The 24,351-nt window shown below is 69.8% G+C and carries 23 protein-coding genes and 2 tRNA genes; 12 read left to right on the forward strand and 13 right to left on the reverse strand.

Annotated features, from left to right (window positions below; translation table 11 throughout):
* The first annotated feature begins 29 nt into the window (after positions 1-29).
* From aroA to SPR02S_RS17660, 3 genes are all read left to right on the forward strand, one after another.
* The gene (gene aroA / locus SPR02S_RS17650; RefSeq protein ID WP_019058313.1) at positions 30-1,358 is read left to right on the forward strand and encodes a 3-phosphoshikimate 1-carboxyvinyltransferase; all 1,329 of its coding nucleotides are present in this window, start codon (positions 30-32) and stop codon (positions 1,356-1,358) included.
* 12 nt (positions 1,359-1,370) lie between these two features.
* Entirely contained in the window at positions 1,371-2,381 is a 1,011-nt protein-coding gene (gene rsgA / locus SPR02S_RS17655) for a ribosome small subunit-dependent GTPase A (RefSeq protein WP_019058314.1), read from the forward strand.
* A gap of 87 nt (positions 2,382-2,468) precedes the next feature.
* Complete coding sequence (locus SPR02S_RS17660; RefSeq protein ID WP_019058315.1) at positions 2,469-2,792, forward strand: DMT family transporter; 324 nt, start codon at positions 2,469-2,471, stop codon at positions 2,790-2,792.
* 67 nt (positions 2,793-2,859) lie between these two features.
* Here the strand turns inward: SPR02S_RS17660 and SPR02S_RS17665 are convergent, their stop codons facing one another.
* Entirely contained in the window at positions 2,860-3,465 is a 606-nt protein-coding gene (locus tag SPR02S_RS17665; protein WP_019058316.1) for a TetR/AcrR family transcriptional regulator, read from the reverse strand.
* Positions 3,466-3,725: 260 nt separating this feature from the next.
* Here SPR02S_RS17665 and hisN point away from each other — a divergent pair, with 260 nt between their 5' ends.
* The 6 genes from hisN to SPR02S_RS17695 all read left to right on the forward strand — a co-directional run bounded on the left by hisN (position 3,726) and on the right by SPR02S_RS17695 (position 8,606).
* A complete protein-coding gene (gene hisN / locus SPR02S_RS17670; protein ID WP_019058317.1) occupies positions 3,726-4,526 on the forward strand; it encodes a histidinol-phosphatase in 801 nt (266 codons plus the stop codon).
* Positions 4,527-4,755: 229 nt separating this feature from the next.
* Positions 4,756-5,148, forward strand: coding sequence for a CBS domain-containing protein (locus tag SPR02S_RS17675; RefSeq protein WP_026150644.1), 393 nt, complete (start codon positions 4,756-4,758; stop codon positions 5,146-5,148).
* A 98-nt stretch (positions 5,149-5,246) separates the two neighbouring features.
* Positions 5,247-5,663, forward strand: coding sequence for a Fur family transcriptional regulator (locus SPR02S_RS17680; RefSeq protein WP_019058319.1), 417 nt, complete (start codon positions 5,247-5,249; stop codon positions 5,661-5,663).
* 173 nt (positions 5,664-5,836) lie between these two features.
* Complete coding sequence (locus tag SPR02S_RS17685) at positions 5,837-6,604, forward strand: ABC transporter ATP-binding protein (protein WP_019058320.1); 768 nt, start codon at positions 5,837-5,839, stop codon at positions 6,602-6,604.
* On the forward strand, positions 6,601-7,464 hold the full coding sequence (locus tag SPR02S_RS17690; RefSeq protein WP_019058321.1) for an ABC transporter permease: 864 nt from the start codon (positions 6,601-6,603) through the stop codon (positions 7,462-7,464). Before SPR02S_RS17685 ends, SPR02S_RS17690 begins: the two co-directional genes overlap by 4 nt.
* Positions 7,461-8,606 (forward strand): ABC transporter substrate-binding protein, encoded by a 1,146-nt coding sequence (locus SPR02S_RS17695; protein WP_026150645.1) that lies wholly within the window; start codon positions 7,461-7,463, stop codon positions 8,604-8,606. The genes SPR02S_RS17690 and SPR02S_RS17695 overlap by 4 nt, the downstream gene beginning before the upstream one ends.
* A gap of 50 nt (positions 8,607-8,656) precedes the next feature.
* Here SPR02S_RS17695 and SPR02S_RS17700 read toward each other — a convergent pair.
* From SPR02S_RS17700 to SPR02S_RS17715, 4 genes are all read right to left on the reverse strand, one after another.
* Positions 8,657-8,730, reverse strand: a tRNA-Met gene (locus tag SPR02S_RS17700).
* Positions 8,731-9,049: 319 nt separating this feature from the next.
* Positions 9,050-10,900, reverse strand: a complete 1,851-nt coding sequence (locus SPR02S_RS17705; RefSeq protein WP_019058323.1) for a tetratricopeptide repeat protein — start codon at positions 10,898-10,900, stop codon at positions 9,050-9,052.
* 205 nt (positions 10,901-11,105) lie between these two features.
* A tRNA-Met gene (locus SPR02S_RS17710) sits at positions 11,106-11,179 on the reverse strand.
* A gap of 72 nt (positions 11,180-11,251) precedes the next feature.
* On the reverse strand, positions 11,252-14,218 hold the full coding sequence (locus SPR02S_RS17715) for a UPF0182 family membrane protein (RefSeq protein ID WP_078622923.1): 2,967 nt from the start codon (positions 14,216-14,218) through the stop codon (positions 11,252-11,254).
* 153 nt (positions 14,219-14,371) lie between these two features.
* Between SPR02S_RS17715 and SPR02S_RS17720 the strand changes: the two genes are divergently transcribed.
* Positions 14,372-14,914 (forward strand): PPA1309 family protein, encoded by a 543-nt coding sequence (locus SPR02S_RS17720; protein WP_019058325.1) that lies wholly within the window; start codon positions 14,372-14,374, stop codon positions 14,912-14,914.
* 122 nt (positions 14,915-15,036) lie between these two features.
* Here the strand turns inward: SPR02S_RS17720 and SPR02S_RS17725 are convergent, their stop codons facing one another.
* The 4 genes from SPR02S_RS17725 to SPR02S_RS17740 form a co-directional block, all read right to left on the reverse strand.
* On the reverse strand, positions 15,037-16,134 hold the full coding sequence (locus SPR02S_RS17725; protein ID WP_019058326.1) for a YlbL family protein: 1,098 nt from the start codon (positions 16,132-16,134) through the stop codon (positions 15,037-15,039).
* 53 nt (positions 16,135-16,187) lie between these two features.
* Positions 16,188-16,352, reverse strand: a complete 165-nt coding sequence (locus SPR02S_RS63980; protein ID WP_169389425.1) for a hypothetical protein — start codon at positions 16,350-16,352, stop codon at positions 16,188-16,190.
* 186 nt (positions 16,353-16,538) lie between these two features.
* The gene (locus SPR02S_RS17735; RefSeq protein WP_019058328.1) at positions 16,539-16,997 is read right to left on the reverse strand and encodes a molybdenum cofactor biosynthesis protein MoaE; all 459 of its coding nucleotides are present in this window, start codon (positions 16,995-16,997) and stop codon (positions 16,539-16,541) included.
* A 114-nt stretch (positions 16,998-17,111) separates the two neighbouring features.
* The gene (locus tag SPR02S_RS17740) at positions 17,112-18,224 is read right to left on the reverse strand and encodes an SDR family oxidoreductase (protein WP_019058329.1); all 1,113 of its coding nucleotides are present in this window, start codon (positions 18,222-18,224) and stop codon (positions 17,112-17,114) included.
* A gap of 192 nt (positions 18,225-18,416) precedes the next feature.
* On the opposite strand from SPR02S_RS17740, the gene SPR02S_RS17745 reads away from it, so the two are divergent.
* Together SPR02S_RS17745 and SPR02S_RS17750 are read left to right on the forward strand one after the other, a co-directional pair.
* Entirely contained in the window at positions 18,417-19,856 is a 1,440-nt protein-coding gene (locus SPR02S_RS17745; protein WP_019058330.1) for a zinc-dependent metalloprotease, read from the forward strand.
* The gene (locus SPR02S_RS17750) at positions 19,853-20,374 is read left to right on the forward strand and encodes an NUDIX hydrolase (RefSeq protein WP_019058331.1); all 522 of its coding nucleotides are present in this window, start codon (positions 19,853-19,855) and stop codon (positions 20,372-20,374) included. Before SPR02S_RS17745 ends, SPR02S_RS17750 begins: the two co-directional genes overlap by 4 nt.
* Positions 20,375-20,450: 76 nt before the next feature.
* Here the strand turns inward: SPR02S_RS17750 and SPR02S_RS17755 are convergent, their stop codons facing one another.
* From SPR02S_RS17755 to SPR02S_RS55880, 4 genes are all read right to left on the reverse strand, one after another.
* A complete protein-coding gene (locus SPR02S_RS17755) occupies positions 20,451-21,206 on the reverse strand; it encodes an AIM24 family protein (RefSeq protein WP_019058332.1) in 756 nt (251 codons plus the stop codon).
* A gap of 16 nt (positions 21,207-21,222) precedes the next feature.
* Positions 21,223-21,903, reverse strand: a complete 681-nt coding sequence (locus SPR02S_RS17760; RefSeq protein WP_019058333.1) for an AIM24 family protein — start codon at positions 21,901-21,903, stop codon at positions 21,223-21,225.
* Between the two features lie 11 nt (positions 21,904-21,914).
* Positions 21,915-23,570 (reverse strand): TerD family protein, encoded by a 1,656-nt coding sequence (locus SPR02S_RS17765; protein WP_019058334.1) that lies wholly within the window; start codon positions 23,568-23,570, stop codon positions 21,915-21,917.
* Positions 23,571-23,683: 113 nt separating this feature from the next.
* The gene (locus tag SPR02S_RS55880) at positions 23,684-24,280 is read right to left on the reverse strand and encodes a M48 metallopeptidase family protein (RefSeq protein WP_043258340.1); all 597 of its coding nucleotides are present in this window, start codon (positions 24,278-24,280) and stop codon (positions 23,684-23,686) included.
* Between the last annotated feature and the right edge of the window lie 71 nt (positions 24,281-24,351).

The raw sequence follows: 24,351 nt of genomic DNA on the forward strand, positions 1-24,351 counted from the left end.
AAAGACGGCCTACTTATACAGTGGGTCACATGGCCCCGAACAACGACCAAACCGCCCTCTGGCCCGCTCCCCACGCCCGCGGAGCCGTCAACGCGACGGTCCACGTCCCGGGGTCCAAGTCCGTCACCAACCGCGCCCTCGTCCTAGCAGCCCTCGCCAGCGAACCCGGCTGGCTACGCCGCCCCCTCCGCTCCCGAGACACCCTCCTGATGGCCGGCGCCCTCCGCGCAATGGGCGTAGGCATCGAGGAGGGCGTAGGCACGGAGACGGGCTCCGGCGAGTTCTGGCGAGTCATCCCCTCGGGCCTCCACGGCCCGGCCACGATCGACGTAGGCAACGCCGGCACCGTGATGCGTTTCCTCCCCCCCGTCGCTGCCCTGGCCAACGGCCCCATCCGCTTCGACGGCGACCCGCGCTCGTACGAACGCCCCCTGCACGGCGTGATCGACGCCCTCCGCGTCCTCGGCGCCCGCATCGACGACGACGGCCGAGGCGCGCTGCCCCTGACCGTGCACGGCGGGGGCGCGCTGGACGGCGGCCCGGTGGAGATCGACGCGTCCTCCTCGTCCCAGTTCGTGAGCGCCCTCCTCCTCTCCGGCCCGCGCTTCAACCAGGGCGTAGAGGTCCGCCACACCGGCTCCTCCCTCCCCTCGATGCCGCACATCCGGATGACGGTCGACATGCTGCGCGCGGTCGGCGCCCAGGTGGACACCCCGGAGTCGGGCGGCGAGCCCAACGTCTGGCGGGTGACCCCGGGCGCACTGCTCGGCCGGGACCTGACGGTCGAGCCGGATCTGTCGAACGCCCAGCCCTTCCTCGCCGCGGCGCTCGTGGCCGGCGGCAAGGTCGTCGTACCGGACTGGCCGGCCCGTACCACCCAGCCCGGTGACCGGCTGCGGGAGATCTTCACCGAGATGGGCGGTTCCTGCGAACTCACCGAGTACGGGCTGGAGTTCACCGGTTCGGGTGCGATCCACGGCATCGACGTGGACCTGGGCGAGGTCGGCGAACTGACTCCGGGTATCGCGGCCGTGGCCGCCCTCGCCGACTCCCCCTCGACCCTTCGGGGCGTTTCCCACCTGCGCCTGCACGAGACGGACCGGCTGGCCGCGCTCACCAAGGAGATCAACGAGCTGGGCGGTGACGTGACCGAGACCGCCGACGGTCTGCACATCCGCCCGCGCCGCCTGCACGGCGGGATCTTCCACACCTACGAGGACCACCGCATGGCCACCGCGGGCGCGATCATCGGCCTCGCGGTCGAGGGCGTGCAGATCGAGAACGTGGCGACGACCGCGAAGACCCTTCCGGACTTCCCCGACCTGTGGGCCGGAATGCTCGGGAGCGATGGGGCGTAGGGGACACACGCCATGCGTCGCTACGGCAAGAACACCGACGAGGACGACATCCGCCAGCGCCCGAACCGCAAGGGCAACCGGCCGCGCACCAACATCCGCCCCAAGCACGAGGAAGCGGTCGAGGGCATGGTCCTCACCGTCGACCGGGGCCGCCTGACCTGCCTGGTCGAGGACCGGGTCGTGATGGCCGTCAAGGCCCGCGAACTGGGCCGGAAGGCGGCGGTGGTCGGCGACCGCGTCGGCATCATCGGCGACCTCTCCGGCGACAAGGACACCCTCGCCCGCATCATCCGCATCGAGCCGCGCACCTCGGTGCTGCGCCGCACGGCCGACGACGACGACCCGTACGAGCGCGTGGTCGTCGCCAACGCCGACCAGCTCGCCATCGTCACCGCCCTCGCCGACCCCGAGCCGCGCCCCCGCCTGATCGACCGCTGCCTGGTCGCGGCCTACGACGGCGGCCTCGACCCACTCCTCGTCCTCACCAAGTCGGACCTCGCCTCGCCCGACCAACTCCTGGAGATGTACGGCGCGTTGGGCGTCCCCTACGTCGTCACGAGCCGCGAGGAGCTGGAGAACGGCACCGCGGTGGAGCGGGTCCGCAAGCAGCTCGACGGCAAGATCACCGCGTTCGTCGGGCACTCCGGTGTCGGCAAGACGACCCTCGTCAACGCGCTGGTCTCGCTGGAGCGGCGGCGCAGCACCGGCATCGTCAACGCCGTCACCGGCCGCGGCCGGCACACCACGACCTCGGCCCGCGCGATCCCGCTGCCGGACGACTCGGGCTGGGTCGTCGACACCCCGGGCGTCCGTTCCTTCGGCCTGCACCACGTGGACCCGTCCCGGGTGATCAAGGCCTTCCCCGACCTGGAGCCCGGCACGGAGAACTGCCCGCGCGCGTGCAGCCACGACGAGCCGGACTGCGCCCTGGACCAGTGGGTGGCCGACGGTCACGCGGACCCGCAGCGGCTGTACTCGCTACGGCGACTGCTGGCCACCCGCGAGCGAACCGAGGGCGACTGATCACCGTCTGACCACCGCGTGTTTGTGGGGACTCAAGTTCGGTAAGTGCATAATCGCACCGAGCCGGACAAACGGGAGGACAGCACAATGGCGTGGCTGCTGGTTGTCGTGGCCGGAATTCTGGAGACCGGGTTCGCCGTGTGCCTGAAGCTGTCCCACGGCTTCACGCGCCTGTGGCCGACGGTCGCCTTCTGCTCCTTCGCACTGGGCAGCTTCGGCCTGCTGACCCTCTCCCTGAAGAAACTCGACGTGGGCCCCGCGTACGCCGTGTGGACCGGCATCGGCGCGGCCGGCACCGCGATCTACGGCATGGTCTTCCTCGGCGACCTGGTCTCGACGCTGAAGCTCGTGTCGATCAGCCTCGTCATCGTCGGGGTCATCGGGCTCCAGTTGTCCGGTTCCGCGCACTGAATCTGTCGAGGCGGGCATCCGTTGAGGCGGGCATCTGCTGAGGCTGGCTTCTGCTGAGGCGGGCAATTTACTGAGGCGGGCCCAGCGCGCTGCGCACCAGTTCGCCCACGCCCCCCTCCCCCGGCGGCGCCGCCACACAGGACAGCGCCAGCCGTACGACGAGTTCGCAGGACCGTGCCAGGTCGGCGGTGTCCGGCTTGGCAGCCCCGGGTCCGGCGAGCGCGGCCACCGCACGGTCGCGGACGACGGCCACGAAGTCACCGGGTGAGGGCAGCGGCCCGTCGGCCCGGCGCTGTGCCGGTACGGCGGAGGAGGACGGCACCGCGGACAGGGTGGGCGAGGGCAGCCGTTCGCTCCAGCAGCCGGTGAGCATCGCCCGTACCAGCGCGTTCTCGCGGGCCGCGGACGTGGTCCACTCGGCGGTCGCGGTCAGTCGCTCGCGGGCGTCCACATGGGCGCCGAGCGCCCGGTCGACGCCGACGAGATACCCGTCGGCCTCCCTTCTGACCAGCGCCCGCGCGAGCCCCTCCTTGCTCCCGAACTCGTTGTACAGCGTCTGCCGGGACACTCCGGCGGCGGCGGCCACGTCCACCATCCGTACGGTGGACCACGACCGGCGCGCCAGCGCCGTATAGGCGGCGTCCAGCAGGGATTCCCGGGCTGCAGGCATCATTCGCCTCCCTGGGGCGAGCGGCTCTGCGCCCAGATTTGACGCGCACGGGGGCACTGTCAAGGGTTCGCGGCGGCGCCAGGGGGCGCACTTCGGCCATTGCGCGCGGGAGTTGGGGCGGGGCCGGGGCGGGATCCGGGCGGGGGCCGGAGCGGAGTTTCCCTCTTGATGATCTCCCCGGGGTCCCCGACCTCCCGTCCACCTCCCGTTTCGCCCACCGGACCCTGTAGCCCCGGCGCGACCCCTGAAGATACGGTTCACGCATGGCCGACTATCACGATGACCTGCGCCTCGCCCACGTCCTCGCGGACGCCGCCGACGCCGCGACGACCGCGCGGTTCAAGGCGCTCGATCTCAAGGTCGAGACCAAGCCGGACATGACTCCGGTGACCGAGGCGGACAAGGCGGCCGAGGAAGTCATCCGCGGTCATCTGCAGCGCGCACGCCCGCGTGACGCGGTCCTCGGCGAGGAGTTCGGCATCGAGGGCACCGGCCCCCGCCGCTGGGTGATCGACCCGATCGACGGCACCAAGAACTACGTACGCGGTGTCCCGGTGTGGGCCACGCTGATCTCACTGACGGAGGCGGCGGAGGGCGGCTACCAGCCCGTCGTCGGCCTGGTCTCCGCGCCCGCGCTGGGCCGCCGCTGGTGGGCCGCGAAGGGCCACGGCGCCTACACCGGCCGCAGTCTGTCCTCCGCGTCCCGGCTGCGCGTCTCCCAGGTCTCGAAGCTGACGGACGCCTCCTTCGCGTACTCCTCGCTCACCGGCTGGGAGGACCAGGGCCGCCTGGGCGGCTTCCTGGACCTGACCCGCGAGGTGTGGCGCACGCGCGCGTACGGCGACTTCTGGCCGTACATGATGGTCGCCGAGGGCTCGGTCGACATCTGCGCCGAACCGGAGCTCTCCCTCTGGGACATGGCGGCGACCGCGATCATCGTCACCGAGGCAGGCGGCACCTTCACGGGCCTCGACGGCCGCCCGGGCCCGCACAGCGGCAACGCGGCCGCGTCGAACGGCATCCTGCACGACGAGTTCCTGGGCTATCTCAACATGCGCTACTGACCACCACAGGACACCCGCACACGCCCCCAACCGGCCGCGCGCGCCCTCTTGTTGACCCGTGCTTTACCTGCCACTCTGAGAGCGCCCCCACTTGTGAACTTGTGAATCCGTTAACTAGCGGACCCGAGGCCCGGCAAGCAACGGACCGAGGCCCGCACGGCACCACGGATTCCCCAGGAGGTGACCTCATCCCATGCCGCACCCGCACCCACTCCCCTTGCCGCAATCCATGCTGGTCCGCGACGCCATGAGCACGGTGGTCCTCACCATCGGCCCCGCCCACACCCTCCGCCAGGCAGCCGCCCTCATGTCCTCGCGCCATGTCGGCGCGGCCGTGGTCCTCGACCCGGACGCCGGCGGCATCGGCATCCTCACCGAACGCGACATCCTCAACTCGCTGGGCCGGGGCCAGAACCCGGACACCGAGCGCGCCCACGCCCACACCACCACCGACGTCGTCTTCGCCACCCCGGCCTGGACCCTGGAGGACGCGGCGAGCGCGATGGCCCACGGCGGCTTCCGCCACCTCATCGTCCTCGACCGCTCCGAGCCGGCCGGCATCGTCTCGGTCCGCGACATCATCCGCTGCTGGGCACCGGCACGACAGCAGGTTCCCGCCTGAAACCGGGCGGAATCGCGGTTGGACTCAGTCCAAGTCCAGCAGCCCTCCAAAGTCACACCTATTCGGGAACTGGTCAGCCTGCTGTTAAGCTGGCCGGCATGAGTGACCTTCTGGAGCGGCTGCGCGGACGCGGATGGCGGATGACCGCACAGCGGCGCGTCGTGGCCGAAGTACTCGACGGCGACCATGTCCACCTGACCGCCGACGAGGTCCACTCCCGTGCCGTGGCCAAGCTGCCCGAGATCTCCCGGGCGACGGTCTACAACACGCTGGGCGAGCTGGTCTCGCTCGGCGAGGTCCTGGAAGTCTCCACGGACAAGCGAGCCAAGCGCTACGACCCGAACGCGCACAGCCCGCACCACCACCTGGTCTGCGCCAACTGCGGCCAGATCCGCGACGTCCACCCGGGCGGCAACCCCCTCGCCGACCTCCCCGACTCGGAGCGCTTCGGCTTCACGGTCTCGGACGTCGAGGTGACGTACCGCGGGCTCTGCCCGAACTGCGCGAGCGCGTAGCAAGTCCCTTCACAGGCCCCGGCATCCGTTCGACACGGACGCCGGGGCTTTGTGCTGCCTACAGGGGGGCTTTGTGCTGCGCACGGGCTTCCCGAATCTGACGGTCCGTCATATCGTCGTGCGGCACCCCCCACCCGTACCGACAGACGTACCGCCCTCCGCAAGGAGCACTCGTGGGAGACCCGCACCCAAAACTCCACGCCACCCAGCTGACCCGCACCTTCGGCCGTGCCCCGCACCAGGTGGACGCCCTCGGCCCCCTCGAACTCAGCGTCGCCCCGGGCGAGTTCGTCTGCCTGGTAGGCCCGTCGGGTTGCGGCAAATCCACCCTCCTCCGCATCGCCGCGGGCCTGCTGCGCCCCACCACAGGCACCCTGGAGATCTGCACACGGAGCCTCCGCCCGGCGGCCATGATCTTCCAGGACTACGGCATCTACGACTGGAAGTCGGTCCGCGCCAACGTCCGCTTCGGCCTGGACATCCAGCGCGTCTCGCGCCGCACGGCCAACGCCCGCGCCGACGAGTGGCTGACCCGCATGGGCCTCGCCGACTTCGCACACGCCTACCCCGCGACCCTCTCCGGCGGCATGCGGCAACGCGTCGCCATCGCCCGCGCACTCGCCGTAGAACCCGAACTCCTGCTGATGGACGAGCCGTTCGCCGCCCTGGACGCCCAGCTCCGGACGATCCTCCAGGACGAACTCCTCGACCTGACACAGACGTTGCACACCACCACCCTCTTCATCACACACAGCCTGGAGGAGGCGCTCGTGCTCGGTGACCGTGTGCTGGTGATGTCCGCGCGCCCGGGCAGGATCATCGCCGAACACCGTCCGCCGTTCCCCCGCCCCCGCACCGGCGACATCCGCGACACCCCCGAATTCACCGCCCTGAAGGGCGAGTTGTGGGAGCTGCTGCGCAAGGAGGCGGTACCCGCATGACCACCATCGCCCCCGGCCGCGAGGAATCGGTCCTGGTCCGCCGCCCCGGCCCGCACGAACTCCATCCCGTACGCACCCACCGGCGCCGGCGCGCACTGGAACTGTCCCTCGCCGTCGCCGTACCCCTCGCCCTGGTCCTGTGGTGGCAACTGGCCGCCACCCAGGGCTGGATCGACCCCCGCGTCTACCCGGCCCCGTCCACGATCTTCTCCGACGGCTGGACCCGAGCCGCCGCGGGCGACCTGTGGCCGGACGTCTGGGCCACCACGAAACGCGTCCTGGGCGGCTACGCGATCGGCACGGCAACCGGCTACGCCCTGGGCCTGCTGATGGGCTCGCTGTCCCTGGTCCGGGCGGCACTGGAACCACTGCTGGACGCCCTGTACGTCGTACCGAAACTGGCCCTGCTGCCCGTCTTCCTGAACATGTTCGGCCTGGGCGAAGGCCCGCAGATAGCCCTGGTGGCCGCCACGGTCTTCTTCTTCGTGTGGATCTCGACGATGTCGGCGGTCCTCGCGATCCCCTCCGGCCACCGCGACGCGGGCCGGGTCTTCGGCGCCACCCCGTGGCAGATGTTCCGCCACGTCCTCCTGCCCGCCTCGCTCCCCGCGGTCCTGGTGGGCGCGCGGATCGCGGCGGGCGTGGCCGTCCTGGTCATCGTCGCCTCGGAACAGATCGCGGCAACGAACGGCCTGGGCCACCTGATCTTCGACTCCCGCGCCCTGTTCGAGAACGACGTGATGTTCGTGGGCATCGTGTGCGTGGCGGTCCTGGGCGTCGTCTTCTCCGAACTGGTGCGGGTGGCAGGCCGGTTACTCACCCCGTGGGCACCGCGGGACCGAGGACGGGGGCAGTCGTGAGACGGCGTGCGTACGGTGTGGCGGTCGTCGTGGCGGCGGTGCTGGCGTCGGCGGGCTGTTCGTCGAAGTACGCGGACGGCTCCGGGAGTTCGGGCACGGCGACCGCCGGCAACCGCACGGTCGAACCCGTGACCGGCTGCGGCACGTCGTCCTGGACGGACCCGGCGGACCTCTCCCCCACCCGAACCCCGGCCCGCTGCAAGCCACTTACCCCCGCCCCGCGGCCCCTCCCCAAGACGCGGAAGGTGACGATCGCGACGGGAACGCTGAGCGCGGAGTACGTGGCCCCGCTCGAAGTCGCCGTCGCCAAGGGCGAGTTCAAGAAGGAGGGCCTGGACGTCAGGCTCAAGGTGCTCCCGACCCCGGACGCGCTCCCCCTCCTCGCGAAGGGGGACATCGACGCGATGTGGGCGGCTCCGGAGGCGGCCGTCATGAACGGCGTCAAGGGCGGTTTCGACATCAAGTGGGTCGCCGGGAACTTCTCGCCCGACCCCGAGTCGAAGAGCGGCCTGTGGGTGAAGCTGAAGAAGGGCGAGGCGGCGGCCGACGTCCGGATGGCGGGCCGCAGGATGGGCACGATGATCGGCAAGGGCTCGGTGATCGCGTACCCCATGCAGAAGGCTCTCGCGACCCACGGCGGCGGCCTCGACAAGATCCAGTACCAGCAGCTCGGCTCGGCCGACGTCCTCACCGCCCTCCAGAACGGCGGCGTCGACTCCGCCTGGCTCCTGGACCCGGTCTGGCGCAAGGTCGACGACAACCCCCAGTACGCCTTCCTGGGCGGCCAACCACAGGGTGAGCCCCTGGGCGGCATGCTGTACGGCCCCAGCCTCCTGAACGACGACGTGGACGCCGGCGTGGCCCTCCTCCGCGCCTACATCCGCACGGTGAACACGTACTTCGCCGGCGACTACAAGAAGGACCCGTCCTTCGTCGCCTACCTGGCGAAACTCCTGAAGACGGACGAGGCGGTCCTGAAATCAACCCCGTCCCTCACCATGGACTGGGAGATCCGCGCGGGCACGACGACGCGGTTGCAGGCCGCGTACAAGGCGGCGGGCGTGTCAAAGGGGGCCGCACTGCCGGAATCCAGGACGGTGAACCGCTCCCTGTACGAGGAGGCGGTGGGCCACCAGCCATAGAAACACCGAGGGCCGGAACCCATTTCTGGATTCCGGCCCTCGGCCTTCAGTAGCGGGGACAGGATTTGAACCTGCGACCTCTGGGTTATGAGCCCAGCGAGCTACCGAGCTGCTCCACCCCGCGTCGGTAAACACAACACTACGTCAGCCGTACGCAGAGAAGCAAATCGTTTAACACCGCAGGTCAGAGCCACACAGCGGAGACGTTCCAACGCGAGCCGCCTACCTCCAGCCCATCCGGCCTCCACCTTTCAGCGCGGGCCGCCACCACTCAGCCCGCCCGGCCCCCACCTTTCAGCACAGGCCGCCACCACTCAGCCCGTCCGGCGTTTGAGGACGAGGCCGTCCAGGCCGAAGGGGGTCTGGGGGCGGAGCCCCCAGGCGGGGCGGAAGGGGCGGCAGCCCCCAGGGATGGGACGGGTAGGGGCGGCGGGGGCGAAAAACTACGCCGTCAGCTCCTGCCGCAACGCATCCCGCAACCGAGCCGCCCGCTCAGAAACCTCCCGAGGCCCAAGCGTCACCGCCCGATCAGCCCACCGCTGCCCCTCTGCCAGCTCACCTCGACGCGCGTAAACCAGAGCCAACCGCAACGCAGCCCGCCCATGCCCCGCATCAGCGGCCCGAGCCCACCACACCGCAGCCTCCGGCTCACTCCCCTCCCGAGCCAGCAACAGCCCAAGATTGAAAGCCCCGTTACGAGACCCGGCCTCGGCAGCCTCCCGATACCACCGAGCCGCCTCGACGACATCGCCCCGCGCAGCGGCCAGCATCCCGACCCGAACCTGCGCCCGCCGATGCCCCTGAGAAGCCGCCCGCTCGTACCACTCCTCACACTCGGTCTTCTCATGCACCTGCTCACCCAGCTCATGCGCAGGCGCAGGCGGCCGCCGAGCATCGAGCACCGAGGCCAACCGATAAGCCGCCTCCGCACTCCCCCCACCCGCGGCACACCGCAGATGCCGCTCGGCCTCCCGCTCGTCCCCGTCCCGCAGCCGAGCGATCCCGACCTGCAACGCCGCCTCCGTGTGCCCGGCAGCAGCGGCCCGCTCGTACCAGGGCAGCGCGACGCCCTCCTCACCCCGCCCCGCGAAGAGAATCCCGAGGTTGAACGCCGCGTCCACGCTCCCGGCCTCGGCCGCCTTGGAGAACCACGGCTCGGCCCCGGTCGCGTCGCCGCCCTGGAGCAGCAGCACGGCCAGCGCGTTCGCCGCCTCGCGGTGCCCGGCGTAGGCCGCCCGCCGGTACCACTGCTCGGCCTGCGCGGTACGCGCCTGCTCGGCACACAACAGCCCAAGGTTGTAAGCGCCGTTCACATCACCGGCGTCCATCGCGGCCCGGTACCACCGCTCGGCGGTCTGTGTCTCGCCGCGCTCGGCGTGCAGCGCGCCCAGCGCGTTGGCCGCGTTGCCGTCACCGTCCTGGGCAGCACGGAGCCACCACACGGCGGCGCTCTCGGTGTCGCCGGCGTCGCGCAGCAGGAACCCGAGCGCGCAGGCGGCCCGCGCCTCCCCGTCCTTGGCGGACGTCAGATACCAGCGCCCGGCCTCCTTGAGCTCGCCCCGCTTCTCCAGGATCGCCCCGAGCTGCAGCGCGGCCCGCTGATGCCCACGCGCGGCGGCCTGCCGGTACCACTGCTCGGCCTCGTTCCCGGGATCCCCGGCGGAATCAGAGGTTCCGGAGGCCGAGGCGACACCGTTGTCAGCCCCACCGTCGTACTCGTACTCGTCCTCGTGCGGCGTACGGCGATCAAGCGCCCGCGCCAGCCGGTACGCGGCCTCGCGGTGCCCGCGCTCGGCGGCGGAGCGCATCCACTGCTCGGCCAGGGCGTCCCCGCGGTGCTCCAGCAGATCGGCGAGGGCGTACGCGCCCAGCGCGTGGCCCTGTTCGGCGGACTGGCGCAGCCAGTACTCGGCGGCGGGCTCGTCGCCGCGCTCGCGGTGGTACCGGCCGAGCGCGTGCGCGGCGGCGGCGGAACCGGCCACGGCCGCGATCCGCCACCAGCCGGCGGCGTCGTCGGTGTATCCGCGCTGGTGCAGGAGAACGCCGAGGTTGTTGGCCGCGGCCCGGTCGCCCTCGGCGGTGGCGGCACGCAGCAGGGGCTCGGCTCCGTCGAGATCACCGCGGCGCAGCAGCATCGCTCCGAGGACACTCGTCGCCTCGACGTCGCCGGCCTGCGCGGCGAGCCGTGTACGTGCCTCGTCGACAACCTCCCCGTCACCGGACTCGTCCCGGTCGGAAGGCTGCACAAAACGCCCTGTATCCAACAGAGTTGCCTTGTCCCCCATAACGTCCATCGTCGCACCACCTGCAACCTGGGTACACCTGGTATACCGCAGCCAGTGAGGTCTCTACAGCGTTTTGTCGACATGCCCACAGAGAGACAACACAAACACGGTTTCACCAAGTCCCCCCGGCGGCACGGCCGTCACCCTCGTCGGCACATGCGTTCGCACAGCGCGAAGGCCCGGATCCTTGGAGGATCCGGGCCTTCGCGATCAGTAGCGGGGACAGGATTTGAACCTGCGACCTCTGGGTTATGAGCCCAGCGAGCTACCGAGCTGCTCCACCCCGCGCCGTTGTGTTGCAACCGTACCACGGCGCGGGACGGACCTCTGACCTAGTGATCAACTGCCGTCTGAGCTGCGCTAACCACTCGAACTGCTCGGACTGCTCGACGCACTGGGACCACTGCTCGGACTGCTGCTGGGACTCGCGCTGCTCTTGCCACTGCCGCTGGACTTGCTTGCGGCGGCCTGCGCTTCCTCGGCCCGCTTCAGCGCGGCCTGAAGATCCTTCTGCGCCTGCCCGTACGCCTCCCAGTCGCCCTTCTTGAGCGCCGTCTGCCCGGCGTCGAACGCCTTCTGGGCGTCGCTCAACGCCGCCTGGACCGTCGGGTTGCTGGATGTCGGTGGACTGGTGCTCTCGTCCGGTGGCGTAGTCGTACTGCTCTCCGCCCCGAAGACCTTGTTGAGCCCCTCGTCCAGCGTGTCCTCGAAGGCGGTCTTGTTCCCGTAGGCCACCAACACCTTGCGCAAGAGCGGGTACTTGAGTCCACCACCGCGTACGTAGACGGGCTCTACGTAGAGCAGTCCCCCGTCGAGCGGCACCGTCAGCAGGTTGCCGTACTCGATGTCGGAGTCGCCGCCCTTGAGCAGCTTGATGGATTCGGCGATGTCCTGTTGGGAGTTGAAGGCGCTCTGCACCTGTTTAGGCCCGCCGACGGTCGTGCTGGTCGGCAGCTTCAGGATTCTGATCTTGCCGTAGTCCGGGGTGCCTGCCTCGGAGTCGACGGCCATGAAGGCGCTGAGGTTGTCTCTGCCGTTCGGTGTGAACGTCGTCGTCAACGAGAAGGCCTGCGCGGACTGGTCCGGCATCTTCATGCTCAAGTAGTACGGCGGCACCGCACTGTTGGACTGGTTCGTCGGGTCGTTCGGGACCTGCCACACCTCGCTGCCGCTGAGGAACGTCTGCGCGTCCGTCACGTGGTAGCGGGTGAGGAGTTCGCGCTGGACCTTGAACAGGTCCTGCGGGTACCGGAGATGGGCCATCAGCGAGGACGAGATGTCCTTCTTGGGCTCGACCGTGTTCGGGAACGCCTTCATCCAGGTCTTCAGGACCGGGTCCTTGGTGTCCCACTGGTAGAGCTTGACGGCACCGGTGTACGCGTCGACGGTCGCCTTCACCGAGTTGCGGATGTAGTTGACCTGGTTCTGCTGGGCCACCACCGTGCGGTTGTTGTTGGTCGCGGTCAGCGAGTCGGCCGTGGTGTCACCCAGGGTCGTACGCGAGGCGTACGGGTATCCGTTGCTCGTCGTGTACGCGTCGACGATCCACTGGATACGGCCGTCCACGACCGCCGGGTAGGCGTCGCCGTCGATGGTCAGCCAGGGCGCCACTGCCTCGACGCGGTCCTTGGGCGTGCGGTTGTACAGGATCCGCGAACCCTCGCCGATCGCACCGGAGTAGAGGATCTGCGGCTCGTTGAACGCCACCGCGTACGCCGCCCGGTTGAGCGGGTTGGAGAGGTTGACCCCGCTCTTGCCGGTGTAGCTGGTGGTCTTCTCACCGCTGTCGTCGGAGTAGTCGATCTCCTTCTGGGGACCGCCGACGATCGAGTACGTGGTGGTCTTCTCGCCGTAGTAGATCTGCTGCTCGTACTTGCCGAGGTCACCCGTGGACGGCAGATCGGACTCGGTGAAGACCGGGCGGCCCTCGGAGTCGACCGCGGTGCCCTTGGCCGCGACCACGCCGTAGCCGTGCGTGTAGCGGAAGTGGTCGTTGATCCAGTTGTTCTTCGGAATGCCGTTGAGGTTCAGCTCACGCAGACCGATGACCGTGTCCTGGTCCTTGCCGTCCTCGCTGTAGCGGTCGACATCCAGGTTGGTCGGGAACGCGTAGTAGTTCCTGATCTGCTGGAGCTGCTGGAACGTGGGCGACACGACGTTCGGGTCCACGATCCGGATGCTCGCCGTGGAGTCGACGTCGGACCGCAGCTTGGTCTTGTCCTTGGTGGTGCTCGTGCCCGAGTACTCCGTGACCTTGGTGTCGTCGATGCCGTAGGCCTCGCGCGTCGCCTTCAGGTTCTTCTGGACGTACGGGGCTTCCTTGGCCTGCTCGTTCGGCTGGACCGTGAACTTCTGGACGATCGCCGGGTACAGGCCACCGATGAGGATCGCGGAGAGCACCATCAGGCCGAAGCCGATGACGGGCAGTTGCCAGGTGCGCCGCCACAGGGTGGCGAAGAACAGCAGCGCGCAGATGACGGCGATGCAGAACAGGATCGTCTTGGCCGGCAGATACGCGTTCGCGTCGACGTATCTGAGGCCCGTCCAATCACCGGTCGCCTTGAAGTCGCTGGATTTGACCGCGAGTCCGTACCTGTCGAGCCAGTAGGCCACCGCCTTGAGGGCGACGAAGATGCCGAGCAGTACCGACAGATGTCCGGTGGCCGCGGCCGTGGCACGCGCGCCCGGGCTGGTGATGCGCAGGCCGCCGTACAGGTAGTGCGTCAGCGCGGCGGCGAGCAGCGAGAGGATCGCGGCGGCGAAGCCGAAGCCGAGCAGGAAGCGGTACCAGGGCAGGTCGAACGCGTAGAAGGACACGTCGAGGTGGAACTGCGGGTCCTTCTGGTGGAAGGGCACGCCGTTGACCCACATCAGCCAGACCCGCCACTGACTGGACGCGGACGCCCCCGCGATCAGCCCGACCAGGGCGGTGATCGCCAGAAGCAGCCACTTCTTGTAGGGCGCGATGCCCATGCGGTAGCGGTCGAGGCTCTGCTGCTCCATCGACATGGCGCTGAGTGGCGGGCGCAGGCGGTGCGCCAGCCAGATGTTCACACCGACCGCGGCCGCCATCAGGAGGCCGAAGACGAAGAACAGGCCGATCTTCGTCGTCAGGGTCGTCGTGAACACGGACGAGTAATGCACCGACCGGTACCAGAGCCAGTCCGTCCAGAAGCCCGCGAACATCGTGAACGCCATGCCGAGTACGGCAAGGACGCCCAGTGTCATGAGCAAAGTCCGGACGCGCCGGGACGGGCGGCCCACTCTGATCCGCGGCCCTTGCGGGCCTCCGCCGCGGTCCGGCATCTGGAAAGCCAAGGTGCGCACCTCGAAGTTCGCTGTTGGTCGCTGTCGTTGCGTCAGGTTCCCGGTTTCGGGGACCCTCCGTAGCCCCGCGTGATCGCGGGCCCACACCTATGCAACTTACTCACCGTTTACTCGGTTCCCGATTCCGGCCATGAACGAGGCAGGATTGTGACCATGTCCAACACTCCCATGGCAGCGAACCCCCTCACCCGGGCCGTACTCGAGATCGACGAGTACGCCGCCGGGCTCGGCTGGGACCAGCCCGCTCGCCTCTTCGCCCTGGTAGACACCGCGCGGCTGCGGGCCCAGGAACCCGGCCTCGCGGCCCAACTCGGCCTTCAGGAAGAGTCCGCGACCGTCGGTCTCACCCCGATCGAGCAGGAGGAAATCCCGGCTGGAAAGCCGCTGGACGAGTTCCTCGGCACGATCGCCTGGCCCGACGCGGTGGCCGGCTGCGCGCTCACGGTCGAGCGCCTGATGCTGCCGCCGTCCGCCGAGGCCTCCGTCCCGGACGGCCTCAGCGAGAAGAAGCTCACCGAGTGGGTCGCCCAGCACCCCGACCGCCAGGAGGTCCGCATGACGGTCGCGGTCCTGCGCGACGGCACCCGCGACTCGGCCCTGCGCCTGCGCGAGAAGGACTCCCCCACGGAGGTCCTCACGGGCGGCGCCCTGGTTCCCGGCCTCGCCGAGGCCCTGTCCGCGACCTTCGAGGACTGACGTCGTCCGCTACGACTCCGGTTCCTTGCCTACGACTCCGGGGGCGCCCTCTGTGTGAGGGCGCCCCCGGAGTCGTAGGCAAGGTCTTCTTAAGAAGAGGCCTGTTTTAGGAAGAGACTTGTTCAGCTCTTGGTGCTGCACTTCGGGAGGTCGTCGGTCTTGCCGCTGTTGATCAGCTTGAGGTCGCTGATCGCGTCCTTGATGGTGTTGACCTTGACGAGCCTGAGGCCACTGGGGGTGTCCTTGGCGGCTTCGGCGCAGTTGTCGGCGGGCGTCAGGAAGTACTGGGCGCCCTTGCTGCGCGCGCCGACCGTCTTCATCGAGATGCCGCCGATCGGGCCGACCTTGCCGTCGTCGTCGATCGTGCCGGTGCCGGCCACGAACTTGCCGCCGGTGAGGTCGCCCGGGGTGAGCTTGTCGTAGATGCCGAGCGCGAACATCAGGCCGGCGCTCGGGCCGCCGACGTCGGCGAGCTTGATGTCGATGGTGAACGGGAACGTGTGATCGGTTCCGGCGGAGATACCGACGATGGCGCGCTTGGTGCCGGTGTCGTCGGAGGTCGCGGTGGTGATCGTGATGCTCTTCGTCGCGGTCGCCGTCTTGTTCGCCTTCACGGCGGCGGCCTGCTCCTTGGCGGGCACGATCGTGAACACGACCTTCTCGCCCGGCTTGTGCTTGGTGACCAGCTTCGCGACGTCGTCGGGCTGCTTCACCGTCGTACCGTCGACCGCCTTGATCACGTCACCGGCGTGCAGCTTGTTCTCGGCCGGGGTGCCCTTGACGACCGTCGAGACGATCACCCAGGACTTCACCGGGACGCCCAGCTGGTCCAAGGCGGCGACCTTGGCGCTCTCCTGGGACTGGCTGAACTCCTCGGCGTTCTCCTGGGTCGACTGCTGCTCCGTCTTGCCGTCCGGGTACAGCGTGTCGTGCGGGACGATCTTGTCGTCGTGGGCGAGCCAGCCGTACACGGCCTCGATGAGGTTCATGTTGTAGTCGGCGCTGGTGACCCGGACCGTCGTCATGTTCAGGTGACCGGTCGTCGGGTAGGTCTTCCGCCCGGTGATCTGCAGCACCGGCTCGCCGTCGTGGTCCCCGAGCGTGTTCACCGTCGGGCCCGGCGACATCTCCGCGTACGGGACGTTGATGAGGACTCCCGCGCACAGGAGCGCGATCAGCATCAGGGTGGAGGCGAGCATCGTCGCGGTGCGGCGTGGCATGGCACGACAGTACGGGACGCGTCTGTCAGCGCACCGTCAGGGCCGCCTTCCGATCATGTGCCGGAGTGGGACTTCTCCATGGCCTCGCGGAAGCGGGCGTAGCCGTCCAGTTCCGGGCCGTCGCTGCGTACCTTGCGGGTCCGGTTGGCCCAACTGCCCCACAGGCCGGCACCTATCGCAGCCACCAGCGGAATCAACAACCAGGCGAGTGCCGCCATGCCGACCTCCCAACCCCACATGAGTGACCTCAACTGACTGATCAGCAGATTAGCCAGCCCCACTGACAACGCTCGTGCCCGGGGAGCGGTTACGCAACCGGAGGGCGGCTGAGAAGTACGTGAGTACGCATCAACAAGCGCCGACCCGCCCTCCCGTCGCCCGACCGCCACCCCTCAACGACGGCGCTACGCGCCGACCCAGTCATCTGTGCCGTCGGAGAACTTCTGATGCTTCCAGATCGGCACCTCGTGCTTGAGGTCGTCGATCAGCTTCCGGCACGCCTCGAAGGCCTCACCCCGGTGCGGACACGACACCCCGACGACGACCGCCAGGTCCCCGATACCGAGATCCCCCACCCGGTGGACGGCGGCCAGCGCCCGCACCGGATAGTCCGCGACGACCTTCTCGGCGATCCGTCGCATCTCCGCCTCGGCACTGGGGTGGCACGAGTACCCGAGTTCGTCGACGTCGGCGCCGCCGTCGTGATTGCGCACGGTCCCTACGAAGAGGACCATCCCACCGGCGGCGTCATCCCCCACGGCCTTGAAGACCTCGTCCACGGAGAGCGGCGTCTCCCGGATCCCGATCAGCTTGATGGGATCCTGCGCGGCCTGCTCACCGGGATGGTCGATCGTGGGTGCCATACCTCCATCGTGCCGCACCCCGCCGACAGCGCGGAATAGCACTTTCACCAGGCACGCGCGTGTGCCTGTTTGGAGCGTCCTACAGGAGCGCGCGTTTTCTGCGGATCGCGCCGCTCAGATCCGCCGTCGGGCCTTCCGCGCCCGTCGTACGACCGCCGCCGCGCCCAGCAGCGCGACCGTCGCGCCCGCGGCTCCCGCCGCCGTCGCGTCCTTGCGGCCGAGCCGGCGTCCGACGACCGTGTGCCGCCCGGCGACCTCCTCCAGCAGCTCGGCGAGCACTTCCTCGTTGGTCCACTGCGGCCGCCAGCCCGCGTCGTGCAGCCGGCTCCCGCTCACCACCCAGGGATACATCGTGTACGCCAGGTCACCGGCCGGGGACGGGGTGAGCCCGATCCGGTGCAGCCGGGCCGCCGCGCCGAGCGCGACCGCGGACGGCAGCTCCATGCGGCGGATGCCGCTGAGCTCCTCGACCTCCTCCTGCTCCAGCCACCCGTCACAGCCGACGGCCAGCTCCCCTTCGACCTTCTCCAGGACGGCGTACTCCAGGGCGCTGCACAGGTCCTCGACATGGCAGAACTGCCAGGCGGGCCGCGACCCGGCCACCACCAGCAGCCGGGGTGACTCGAAGTACCTGGTCAGCGCGGTGTCGGTGCCTCCGACGAGCACTCCGGGGCGGACGACGGTGACGTTGAGCCCGGGATGCGCCCGGGGCGCGCGCCGCGCGAGGCGCTCGACCTCCAGGAGGTCGCCGACACCGGTGGCCTCCGCGGTGGCGCGCAGTTCGGCGTCCTCCGACAGCGGCAGTTCGTTGTCGGGCAGCGCTCCGTAGACCATCGCCGAGGTGCACAGCACGACCCGGTGGACACCGGCGGCCGCGGCGGCGGTCAGCACGGTCTGCGTCCCCCGCACGTTGTACGCCGAACGGGCGGCCGGGTCGGTCTCCAGGTCGAGATCGAGCGCCAGATGGACGACGACGTCCGCGCCGCGCAGCTTCTCCGCGATGGCCGGATCCCGTACGTCGAGGATGTGCCACTGCGCCGCGGCGCACTCGCCGCGCCGCTCGTCGATGGCGATGACCTGCTTGATCTCCTCGGAGGCGGCGAGCCGCTCGGTCAGCAGCGCCCCGATCCCGGACGCGGCGCCGGTGACCGCGACGACGGGCCCGCGGACGGCGGGACTGGTTGAGTGGTTTCGCGCTGCGCGAACCTGCGGATCTGGGGAACTCACCGGGCGTCTCCAGCGGTTGTCTTCAGTACGGACGCGCGTGACGCGTCCGGACCAGGTGGCATCCATCCTGCCGCAGGCCAGGTCTCGGCGAAGCACTGAGGCCCGATCGGCCCGCGGTGTCTACGCTGGGTGGTGTTGAAGGGCAGTCGTGCCGTCGGAGAGAACCGGCGGCCTTAACAGCCGAGGAATCCCGTGAGTGACACCCCATTCGGATTCGGCCTTCCGCCGGAGGAGCCGGACGACGGCGACGAGGGCAAGAAGAAGGACCAGGAGAGCGGTGGTGGTCAGGGACCGGCCAACCCGTTCGGTTTTGGCGGCCTGCCCGGTGCCGGCGGCTTTGGCGGCCCCGGCGCGGACAATCCGCTCGCAGCCATGTTCGGCTCGCTGAACCCCAATGACCTGGGCGCCGCGTTCCAGCAGCTGGGCCAGATGCTCTCGTACGAGGGCGGCCCGGTGAACTGGGACATGGCCAAGCAGATCGCCCGCCAGACGGTCTCCCAGGGCACCCAGGACGGCGTCAAGGACGCGAGCATCGGCCCCGCCGACCGCAGCGCGGTCGAGGAGGCCGTCCGCCTGGCCGACCTGTGGCTGGACGACGCGACCTCGCTGCCGTCCGGCGCCGGCACCGCCGTGGCATGGTCCCGCGCGGAGTGGGTCGAGGCGACCCTGCCCGCGTGGAAGGAGCTCGTGGACCCGGTCGCCGAGCGCGTCGGCGCGGCCATGGGTGACGTCCTGCCGGAGGAGATGCAGGCCATGGCGGGCCCGCTGATCGGCATGATGCGCTCGATGGGCGGCGCCATGTTCGGCACGCAGATCGGGCAGGCCGTGGGCGTGCTCGCGGGCGAGGTCGTCGGCTCGACCGACATCGGCCTGCCGATCGGCCCGGTCGGCAAGGCCGCGCTGCTGCCGCTGAACATCGAGGCGTTCGGCAAGGACCTGGGCGTCCCGCAGGAGGAGGTGCGGCTCTACCTCGCCCTGCGCGAGGCGGCCCACCAGCGCCTGTTCGCGCACGTCCCGTGGCTGCGCTCGCACCTGTACGGCGCGGTCGACGGGTACGCGCGCGGGATCAAGGTCGACACCGCCAAGCTGGAGGACGTGGTCGGCCAGTTCGACCCGCAGAACCCGGAGCAGCTGCAGGACGCCCTCCAGCAGGGCATGTTCCAGCCGGAGGACACCCCGGAGCAGAAGGCCGCCCTGGCCCGTCTGGAGACGGCTCTGGCGCTCGTCGAGGGCTGGGTGGACGCGGTGGTCCACGCGGCCGCGAAGCCGCGTCTGACGTCCGCCGACGCGCTCCGCGAGACCCTGCGGCGCCGTCGCGCGTCGGGTGGTCCCGCCGAGCAGACGTTCGCCACGCTGATCGGCCTGGAGCTGCGCCCGCGCCGGCTGCGCGACGCCTCCCGTCTGTGGGCCTCGCTCACTGACGCGCGCGGTGTCGACGGCCGGGACGGCCTGTGGGCCCACCCCGACATGCTGCCGACGGCCTCCGACCTGGACGACCCGGACGGCTTCGTGCACCGCGAGCAGATGGACTTCTCCGAGCTGGACAAGATGCTCGGCGAAGCGGCGAACGGCACCACGGAGAAGCCGAACCTGACGAAGGACGAGGACTCCAAGGACGACGACACCGAGTGAGCCCGTACGACGACGCGGTCCTCGTACTGAAGAGCTACGAGGACCAGACGGACCTGCGCCAGGCCTACCTGGACCACCTGGCCGCACGCCCGGACGGCATGTGGAAGTCCTGCCACGCCGGGCATGTCACGGCGAGCGGCCTGGTGATCGACCCGGAGCACGGCAGGGTCCTGCTGACCCTGCACAAGAAGCTGCGGATGTGGCTCCAGATGGGCGGCCACTGCGAGCCGGAGGACACCTCCCTGGAGGCCGCGGCACTGCGCGAGGCCACGGAGGAGTCCGGCATCACCGGCCTCACCCCGCTCCCGGGCGGCCCGGTCCGCCTGGACCGGCACCCGATCCCCCCGCCGTGCCACTGCCACTACGACGTCCAGTACGCGGTGCTGGCACCCCCCGGCGCCGTCCAGGAGATCAGCGACGAGTCCCTCGACCTGCGCTGGTTCGCCTACGACGAGGTGGCGGCCGTAGCGGACGAGTCGGTGCTGCGGTTGCTGGAGGCGACACGCGCCAGGCTGTGAACGGGTCGCGCGAAGTGCTGAACGTGTAAGGGGCGCCTGCACTGGCGGGCGCCCCTTACGTTGGTTTTCCGGACCGTCAGCTCCAGGCGTTGCCCTGGTTCTGGGCGTGCACGCCCTGCTGGCCCATGCCGAACTGGGCGGCGAGTCCCTGGCCGATCGCGGCGTTCTGCGGGGGCAGGAGTTCGCTGGGCTGGACGAGCGCGTAGCCGCTGCCCATGAAGCTCAGCTCCCAGCCCTCGCCGGTATTGCCGCGGCGCCGCCACACGCCCGAGGAGTGCGTCTGGGCCTGCATCTGGACGCGCAGGCCGGTGGACCAGGCGACGATCGCGTCGGCGTCACAGTTGACGTACTTGTCGGGCGTGACCTGCATCATCAGCGGCGCGCCCGAGGTCATCAGGGCGACCTTGCCGCGGCCGGTGATGTTGAGCTGGTACTTCCCGGAGCCGGAGATGCCGTACTGGCTGTCCACGGCGATGACCTCGTGGTGCAGCGAGGAGTCCATCGCGAGGACGTAGCTGCTGTCGACGGTCAGGCCGTCCTGTTCCACATCCACTACGTGGATGTGCTGGGCGAGGTTGGCGAGGAAGACCGTGCCCTGCCCGTGGCAGCGCATCAGACTGAGGCCCTCGCCGGTGGCCGCACGCGCGTAGGCCTGCTGGGTGTTCTGGTACTCGGCGTCGAACTCGACGAGCCCCTGGTAGGCGACCATCGTGCCCTTGCGGGCGAGGATGTCGTCGTGGCCCTCCAGGACGACGCGCAGCATCTGCTTGTTCTGGAGGCTGTAGCGGTCCTGGGACTGCGAGTCGTTGAACGCGAAAAGCGGGCTCTGCATGGTGTCGTGTTCCCCCTCAGCCCCGGAACCGGAGACGGTCGGTGCTGTCCTCGCTGGGCTGGACGACGACGATGCCCTGCCCGGAGAAGGCCATCTGGTAGGCCTCGCCGCTGCCGCGGCCGATCAGCGACTGCGCCTTGAAGCTGCGCTTGCCCTTCACCTTGAGGTTCGGGGACCAGGCGACGAGCGCGTCCGGGTCTACGTACGTCTCGTCCTCGCCACCGCCGCAGTCGACCACGATCGGCTTGCCGCGGGAGGTCAGCGCGACCCAGCCCTGACCGGTGATCTTGGTGTTCCACAGGCCCTGTCCGGCGAACTTCGCCAGCCCCTTGACCCGCTCCACGCCCCAGGTGAGGTGGGAGTCGAAGGCGAGCAGGTTGGTGGCGTTGACGGAGATCCCGTCGCCGTTGAGGTTGATCACGACGACGTCGGCGCCGTAGTCGGCGAGGTAGAGCAGTCCGTCCCCGGAGCACTTCATCAGGGGCGCGCCCTCGCCGGTCATCCAGTCGCGCGCGATCTGGCGCACGGCCGGCGGGTTGGGCTCGTACTGGATGAAGCCTTCGTAGGCGATCATCGAGCCCACGCGCGCGAAGAGGTCACTTCCGGTCTGCATGGCGACCTTCAGCATGTTGTTGCCGTGGTTCTCCATGCGGGCGGTGACGGGTGCGGGGGCGTAGCCCGCGAGCGGCTGGTTCATGACGGGCTCCCTCAGACCTCGTACGGCTGGACGACGATGAAGTTGCCGGGGGCGGCCCGGAACTGCAGGTTGACGCTCTCCCCGGTGTCGCCCGGATAGGCGTTGCGGCGCATCCGGACCTGGCTGGAGACGATCACCTGGGCTGCCGCGGACCAGGCGACGACCGCGTTGCAGTCGGCGAACGTGGTCGGCGTGACCGGCAGCACGACGGGCGAGCCGTGCGTCTTCACGACGATGGTGCCGGTCCCCTGGAACTGCATCGTGAACAGCGCGCCCCCGGGGATGCCGTGTCCCTCGATGCGCCGGACCTCGTACTGGAGGCTCTCGTCGAAGGCGAGGACGTTCTCGGCGGAGACGCAGATCGCGTCCCCCTGGAGCTCGACGGGGTGCAGATGCGTGGAGTTCTCGGCGAGGAACACCTGGCCCTGGCCCGTGCAGCGCATCAGCTGCATCTCCTGGCCGGTCGCGTTGCCGACGAGCCGCCCGGCGAATCCGGCGCCCTTGTAGCCGAAGTCGACCTTGCCCTGGTAGAGCACCATGCTGCCCTGGCGGGCGAGCACGGGCTGGCCGCCGATGCCGAGGTCGACGCGGATGAGCTTCTTGTTCTGCTGCGTCCAGCGCTGCCCGGTGGGCGTCTCCTTGAACTTCTCCAGCGCGGCCGACACACCGGCGCCCTGGGGAGATCCCTGGGGCACTCCGTAGCCGGCCGCCTGGGCCGGGACCTGCCCGTATCCGGGAGGGGCGGGAGGCTGCTGGCCGTACCCAGGAGGCGCAGGCGGCTGACCGTAGCCGGGGGGCGGAGTCGGCTGGCCGTAACCGGGCGGCGGGCCCGGCGCGTGCGGAGCCTGGGGCTGCGCGTAGCCGGGCGGCGGAGGCGGGCTCTGGCCGTAGGGCGCGGGCGCGGGACCCGGGGGCGGCACCGTGCCCACCCCGGGCGGGGTCATGGGCGCGATGATGGTCGGCGCGGCATGCACCGAGGGCGCGGGCGCCGGCGGGGGTGCGTACCCCTGCGCGACGGGCTGGGGGGCCGGGGCGGGTGCCGGGGCCGCGGGGGCGCCGAACGCGGGCGGGGCGAAGCCGGGGGCGGCACCGGACTGCGGCGGCGCGGGCTGCGCCTGCTGCGGCTCGGGCGTCTCCTCCTCGGCGACCTCGCCGCCGAAGTTCTTCAGCAGCGCGTCGAGGCCACCGTCGAAGCCCTGGCCGACGGCGGCGAACCGCCAGACGTCCTTCAGGTAGAAGTCGCCCAGCATCACGGCCCGCTCGGTGGTGAACTCCGAACCGTTGAACGAATAGCGGGCCACCTCCTCGCCGCCGGCGACGATACGGACGTACCCGGGGGCGATCTGGGACATCTGCCCGGCGCCGTCGAGGGTCGCCGTGAACGCGAGCTTGTGGATCTGCGGCGGGATCTTGTCGAGCGTGACCCGGAAGGACTCCGAGTCGCCCGCCTGGGCACCCAGGAGCTGGATGGACTCCTCGGGGGACTTCGGCTGGTTGAAGAAGACGAAGTACCGGTCGTCCGAGAGCCGCTCCTCGGCGTCGAGGCCGAAGCAGCTGATGTCGAACGTCAGTCCGGGGCCCGTGATCTGCACACCTACGTACAGATCCGTGCCCGCGGTGAGGTCACTGATCTTGGCCTTGTGGCCGCGTTGGAATTCCCTGGCCATGCGTAACGACCGTCCCCCATCCCGATGCAAGTGAGTCGCGCCAGGCTAACGGCAATCACTGACACCGGAGGAAGTCGGTACAGACCCGGTACACAATCCCCCACAAGAGGGCCTCACTCGTCGCGGGCGCCCGGCGGATGGGGCAGCCGCTCGGCCGCGACCACGCCTTCGAGGTAGCCCTTGGCCCGCTCGGTGCGCGGATACGCCTCCAGGAGCCGCCAGAACCGCGGCCCGTGCCCGGGCACCAGGAGATGCGCCAGCTCATGCAACAGCACGTAGTCGACGACGTACTCGGGCATGCCCTGGAGCCGGTGCGAGAGACGGATGCTGCCCTCGGAGGGTGTGCAGGAGCCCCAGCGCGTGTTCTGGTTGGTCACCCAGCGCACGGACGTGGGCCGGGCGCGGCCGTCGAAGTACTGGGCCGACAGTCGCTCGGCGCGCTCGGACAGCTCGGCGTCACCGAGCACGCGTTTGCTTTCCTGGGCGGCCAGCTTGTCGAGCATGACGGTGACCCAGCGCTGCTCCTCCGCCTCGGACATGCGGGCGGGGATGAGCACGACGGTGCGATCGCCCTCGCGGTACGCGGAGACCGTTCTGCGCCGACGCGCACTCCTGCGGACCTCGATCGCGCTCGCCCCCGAGCCGCTTGGCGGCTGGCTCGTCGTACTGCGCTGTGGTTTTCCGGCGCTGTGCAGTGGGTCGGCGGGCACGCCACGACGTTACCCTCTGCACACGCGGGAAGTCCCGCCCCTGGGACGGTTCGGTGTCGATACCCCACCAA

Origin of the sequence: Streptomyces prunicolor NBRC 13075 (genome assembly GCF_000367365.1) — a bacterium.
In the GTDB taxonomy this organism is placed as follows: Bacteria; Actinomycetota; Actinomycetes; order Streptomycetales; family Streptomycetaceae; genus Streptomyces; species Streptomyces prunicolor.

What these genes read in the sequence shown, in the direction of transcription:
- aroA (WP_019058313.1), top strand. Translation starts at nt 30, where the DNA reads ATGGCCCCGAACAACGACCAAACCGCCCTCTGGCCCGCTCCCCACGCC.
- rsgA (WP_019058314.1), top strand. Translation starts at nt 1,371, where the DNA reads ATGCGTCGCTACGGCAAGAACACCGACGAGGACGACATCCGCCAGCGC.
- SPR02S_RS17660 (WP_019058315.1), top strand. Translation starts at nt 2,469, where the DNA reads ATGGCGTGGCTGCTGGTTGTCGTGGCCGGAATTCTGGAGACCGGGTTC.
- SPR02S_RS17665 (WP_019058316.1), bottom strand. Translation starts at nt 3,465, where the DNA reads ATGATGCCTGCAGCCCGGGAATCCCTGCTGGACGCCGCCTATACGGCG.
- hisN (WP_019058317.1), top strand. Translation starts at nt 3,726, where the DNA reads ATGGCCGACTATCACGATGACCTGCGCCTCGCCCACGTCCTCGCGGAC.
- SPR02S_RS17675 (WP_026150644.1), top strand. Translation starts at nt 4,756, where the DNA reads ATGCTGGTCCGCGACGCCATGAGCACGGTGGTCCTCACCATCGGCCCC.
- SPR02S_RS17680 (WP_019058319.1), top strand. Translation starts at nt 5,247, where the DNA reads ATGAGTGACCTTCTGGAGCGGCTGCGCGGACGCGGATGGCGGATGACC.
- SPR02S_RS17690 (WP_019058321.1), top strand. Translation starts at nt 6,601, where the DNA reads ATGACCACCATCGCCCCCGGCCGCGAGGAATCGGTCCTGGTCCGCCGC.
- SPR02S_RS17705 (WP_019058323.1), bottom strand. Translation starts at nt 10,900, where the DNA reads ATGGACGTTATGGGGGACAAGGCAACTCTGTTGGATACAGGGCGTTTT.
- SPR02S_RS17720 (WP_019058325.1), top strand. Translation starts at nt 14,372, where the DNA reads ATGTCCAACACTCCCATGGCAGCGAACCCCCTCACCCGGGCCGTACTC.
- SPR02S_RS17725 (WP_019058326.1), bottom strand. Translation starts at nt 16,134, where the DNA reads ATGCCACGCCGCACCGCGACGATGCTCGCCTCCACCCTGATGCTGATC.
- SPR02S_RS63980 (WP_169389425.1), bottom strand. Translation starts at nt 16,352, where the DNA reads ATGGCGGCACTCGCCTGGTTGTTGATTCCGCTGGTGGCTGCGATAGGT.
- SPR02S_RS17735 (WP_019058328.1), bottom strand. Translation starts at nt 16,997, where the DNA reads ATGGCACCCACGATCGACCATCCCGGTGAGCAGGCCGCGCAGGATCCC.
- SPR02S_RS17755 (WP_019058332.1), bottom strand. Translation starts at nt 21,206, where the DNA reads ATGCAGAGCCCGCTTTTCGCGTTCAACGACTCGCAGTCCCAGGACCGC.
- SPR02S_RS17760 (WP_019058333.1), bottom strand. Translation starts at nt 21,903, where the DNA reads ATGAACCAGCCGCTCGCGGGCTACGCCCCCGCACCCGTCACCGCCCGC.
- SPR02S_RS17765 (WP_019058334.1), bottom strand. Translation starts at nt 23,570, where the DNA reads ATGGCCAGGGAATTCCAACGCGGCCACAAGGCCAAGATCAGTGACCTC.